Source organism: Micromonospora sp. (assembly GCF_048594385.1).
Lineage (GTDB): Bacteria > Actinomycetota > Actinomycetes > Mycobacteriales > Micromonosporaceae > Micromonospora > Micromonospora wenchangensis.
This window is the reverse complement of record NZ_JBMDWU010000071.1, coordinates 1-3498: the sequence shown is the minus strand read 5'-3', so window position 1 is coordinate 3498 and position 3498 is coordinate 1. Positions and strand designations below refer to the sequence as shown.

Annotated in this window: 4 protein-coding genes; 2 read left to right on the top strand and 2 right to left on the bottom strand. The window is 76.2% G+C overall.

Features of this window, described 5'->3' with window-relative positions; all coding sequences use genetic code 11:
- Both ACOJTC_RS03370 and ACOJTC_RS03365 read left to right on the top strand, forming a co-directional pair.
- A partial coding sequence (locus ACOJTC_RS03370; RefSeq protein WP_420115690.1) for an SseB family protein occupies positions 1-1670 on the top strand: 1670 nt, incomplete at its 5' end.
- Positions 1667-2032: a hypothetical protein gene (locus ACOJTC_RS03365; protein WP_204925788.1), complete on the top strand. Its 366-nt coding sequence runs from the start codon at positions 1667-1669 to the stop codon at positions 2030-2032. The genes ACOJTC_RS03370 and ACOJTC_RS03365, both read left to right, overlap by 4 nt.
- An 85-nt stretch (positions 2033-2117) precedes the next feature.
- Here the strand turns inward: ACOJTC_RS03365 and ACOJTC_RS03360 are convergent, their stop codons facing one another.
- Positions 2118-3050, bottom strand: a complete 933-nt coding sequence (locus ACOJTC_RS03360) for an alpha/beta fold hydrolase (RefSeq protein ID WP_357925487.1) — start codon at positions 3048-3050, stop codon at positions 2118-2120.
- 97 nt (positions 3051-3147) lie between these two features.
- The coding region (locus tag ACOJTC_RS03355) for a hypothetical protein (RefSeq protein ID WP_420115689.1) at positions 3148-3498 on the bottom strand (351 nt) is incomplete at its 5' end.

The following is a 3498-nucleotide window of genomic DNA, read 5'->3' as shown; positions in this document are numbered from 1 at the left end:
CGCCGTCGCCCGCCGGCCCGCCGCCGGGCGCCCGGTCCCGCCCTGCTCCGGGTGACCTGTGGACCCCGTCCGCCGAGCGGGCCGCCGCGAAGGCCCGAGCGGAGGTGGCGGCGGCCCCACCGGACGTGGCAGCCCCGCCGGTGGCGGCGACCCCGCCGGTCAGTGCTCCAACCGTCCTTCCGCCCGCACCGGCACCGCCCACATCAGCACCGCCCACATCAGCACCGGCACCGTCCGCACCGGCGGCACCGGTCACCGGGCCGCCTGCGGGGGCGCAGCCGTGGACCGCTCCGACAGCCGACGCCGTACCGGCGGGCAGCGCTCCCGCCGGGAGCCCGGCAGCCGGGCCCGTCGCCCCCACCCCGACGGGGGACGCCGCAGGTGCCGTCACCAACGGTGCGCCGGCCCGGCCTGCCGCCGGAGCCGCCCCGACGGTCGCCGCGCCGCAAGCGGACGGTGTCGACCCGCGTTCCACCCCGGTCGACCTGTGGACCCCCGCCGCCGAACGGGCCGCGCAGACCTCCCCGGCGGCACCGACCACCGCCGCGCCGACCTCCCCGGCCGTGCCACCCTCCCCGGCCGCGTCGACCGCCCCGGCGGCACCGGCACCGGATCCGGCCGCCGAGCCGGCCCCGACCGGCAGCATGCCGCCCGGTACCCCGTCGACGTCCGCCGGTGCGGACACCCCGACGACCGCCGACGAGCCGTTCCTGCCGGCCAACGAGGTCGAGGAGAACCTGTTGGACGCGGTCGGCGCGGGCAGCACCGACGGTTTCCTCTCCACCCTGCTGCTGGCTCGGGTGCTGCTTCCGGTCAACCCCGATTCGGCGGTCGGCAGCCGCCCCGGCGAGCCCGGTTTCCAGTGGCGTACCGGGACGACCGACGGTGAGACGTACGTGGTGGTCTACACGTCCCCGGAACGGCTGGCCGAGCACGACGTGCCGCCGGTCGAGACGATCGAGGTGCGCTTCGTGCAGCTGATCCGGCGGTGGCCGGACCCGAGCTGGGCGTTCGCCGTCAATCCGGGCACCCCGGTCGGGGCCAAGCTCCCCGGTGAGCAGATCGTGGCCCTGGCGAGCTGGGCGGCCGAGGTCGGGCTCGGTGACGAGGCGGACGTGGAGCCGGTGGCCGCCGCCGAGGCACCCGCCGAACGCACCCGGTACGCCCCGCCGGTCACCGACCCGTCCCGTCCGGTGGTGATGCAGAAGGCGGTCGCCCCGAGCCAACTCGCCTACTACCTGGAACGCGGCTACGACCGGGTCTCCGGGTTCGTGCACCGGGCGGGCGAGCTGGCCCACCTGACCACCCCGGCGGAACTGCACGACGCCCTGGGGCTGGGCTACCCCGATTCGCCCTTCGCCCGCGACGCCGAGGCCACGTACGTGCTGCGCTGGCCCGCGTACCGGCCGAGTCTCTACCGCATCCCGTACGGCGGGCAGAACGAGGCGGCGATGCGGGCGATGGAAGGCTGGGTGATCGAGCGTGCGCCGTTCCGGGGCAACGGGTTCGCGCCCGGGGAGAGCAGCGACGTGGTGGCCGAGTTCAAGGTGGACAGCGCCCGGTTGCCGCACGGCGCACAGCTCTGGCGGATCGGCACGGAGGGCACCGAACGGGTGATCGCCATCCTGGACACCGACGCGCTGGTCTGGCGACGGGTGGGCGAGCCGTGACGCGGGACGGTTACGTGGCCCGCTGGCAGGGGCGGGAGTACCAGGTCAGCCCGGACGGCGAGCACGTGCGGATCTACCAGCCGGAACCCGCCGACGGCTTCGAGGAGGTACGCCCCGGCCGGTACGTGCGGGTGGTGCCGGCCGGCGAGGTCGAGGGCCTGGCGTACGTGCGGACCACCTGCACCTGGCAGGGGCAGCCGTTCATCGTGCTCGGCGAGCACGACGGGTGGCTGCGGGTCGAGTACACGGGCGGTCGCTGGCCGGTGGCGCAGGCGATGGGGCTGGAGGTCTTCGACTTCGGCGTCTACCAGGGCTGGGCACCGGCCACCGAGGTCGCCGATCTGCGCGAACAGCGCGTCTGACCGCCGACCCGGCACCGGGCTCCGGAGGCCCGGCCCCGGCACGTTCGGGACCGTCGGCAGGGGACCGTCGACCGGGCCGGTCGGGTCAGGACTTGGTCCAGCGCAGGATCTCGCCGAGCACCACGTCGCCGGCCTCCACGTGGGGAAAGTGGCCCACCCCGTCGAGCAGCCGCCACTCGTAGGGGGCGCTGACGTACCGGCCGGAACCCTGCGCGGTGCGCGGCAGGGACGCGACGTCGGCCGCCCCGTGCAGCTGGAGGGTGGGGGTGACCAGGGGTTTCTGCATCAGCCGGACGAACCGGTAGCCGTGCAGCCGCAGCACCGAGCGGAAGGCCCACCGGTAGCCCTCCAGCGCGCAGAAGGCGGCCTGCGGGATGAGCATCGCCTCCCGGCAGCGCTGTGCGTACCCGGCGAAGTCGGGGCCGGCCACCCAGCGGGGGCCGCCCCAACGGCTCAGCATCTGCTGCACCTCGGCGGCGTCGTTGCGGGTGAGCACGTGCTCGTACCGGGGGAGCTGGAACTTCAGCGCCGGGGTGGAGGCGGCGAACTGGCCGCGCGGGTCGGCGAAGATGGCCGCGCGCAACCGCAGCGGATGGGGCGCGCCGAGCACCACCAGCCGGCGGACCAGGGTGGGGTGGAACGAGGCGGCTGTCCAGCCGATCAGCCCGCCCGAGCCGGCGCCGACCACGGTGGCCGACCGCTCCCCGAGGGCGCGGATCAGGCCGGCGACGTCGGCGGCGAGGGTGTAACCGTCGTACCCCCGGGGTGGTTTGTCGCTGGCGCCGTAACCGCGCAGGTCCACCGCGACGGCCCGGAAGCCGGCGTCGGCGATGGCGGGGAGCATCGTGTGCCAGGCCCACCAGTGTTCGGGGAAGCCGTGCAGGAAGAGCACCATCGGCCCGGTGCCCGCCTCGACGACGTGGAACCGGCTGCCGTTCGCGCCGACGAACCGGTGCGTCCACGGCCCCTCGGTGAGGACGCAGGACTCGTCGGTGGGCCCGCCACGCTGCTCGGTCATGGGCACAGCCTAGGACCTCGGCGCCTGTCGATCGCCCCGCCGACCCGGCCGGGTGCTCGTACCCGGGGTGGACCGGAGTCCGCCGGGCTGAGCGGACTCAGCGGACGACGCTGATCCGGACGACGCCGACCGGGGTGCCGGGGCCGCAGGCGGCTGGTGGTGCGGCCGGGTCGACGGTGACCACGACGGTGCTGCCGGCGGCGACGGTGCCCAGGCCGGGGCCGTGCAGCGCGTACTCGTGGCCGTCGTCGGTGACCAGGCCGTAGCAGGGGCCGTCGCCGCCCCGGGTGATCCGGCCGGCGAGCCGGTCCGGCCGGCGTCGGTCGGTGGGGTGCCGTGGGGGTGCGGCGGGCCGGCGCGGGGCGGGCGGCAGGGCGGCGGAGAGCGGTGCCGGTCGGCCGGCGGGCGGGTTCAACGGGCCGCCGGGCGGGGCCGATGCGCCGCCGGG

What these genes read in the sequence shown, in the direction of transcription:
- ACOJTC_RS03360 (WP_357925487.1), bottom strand. Translation starts at nt 3,050, where the DNA reads ATGACCGAGCAGCGTGGCGGGCCCACCGACGAGTCCTGCGTCCTCACC.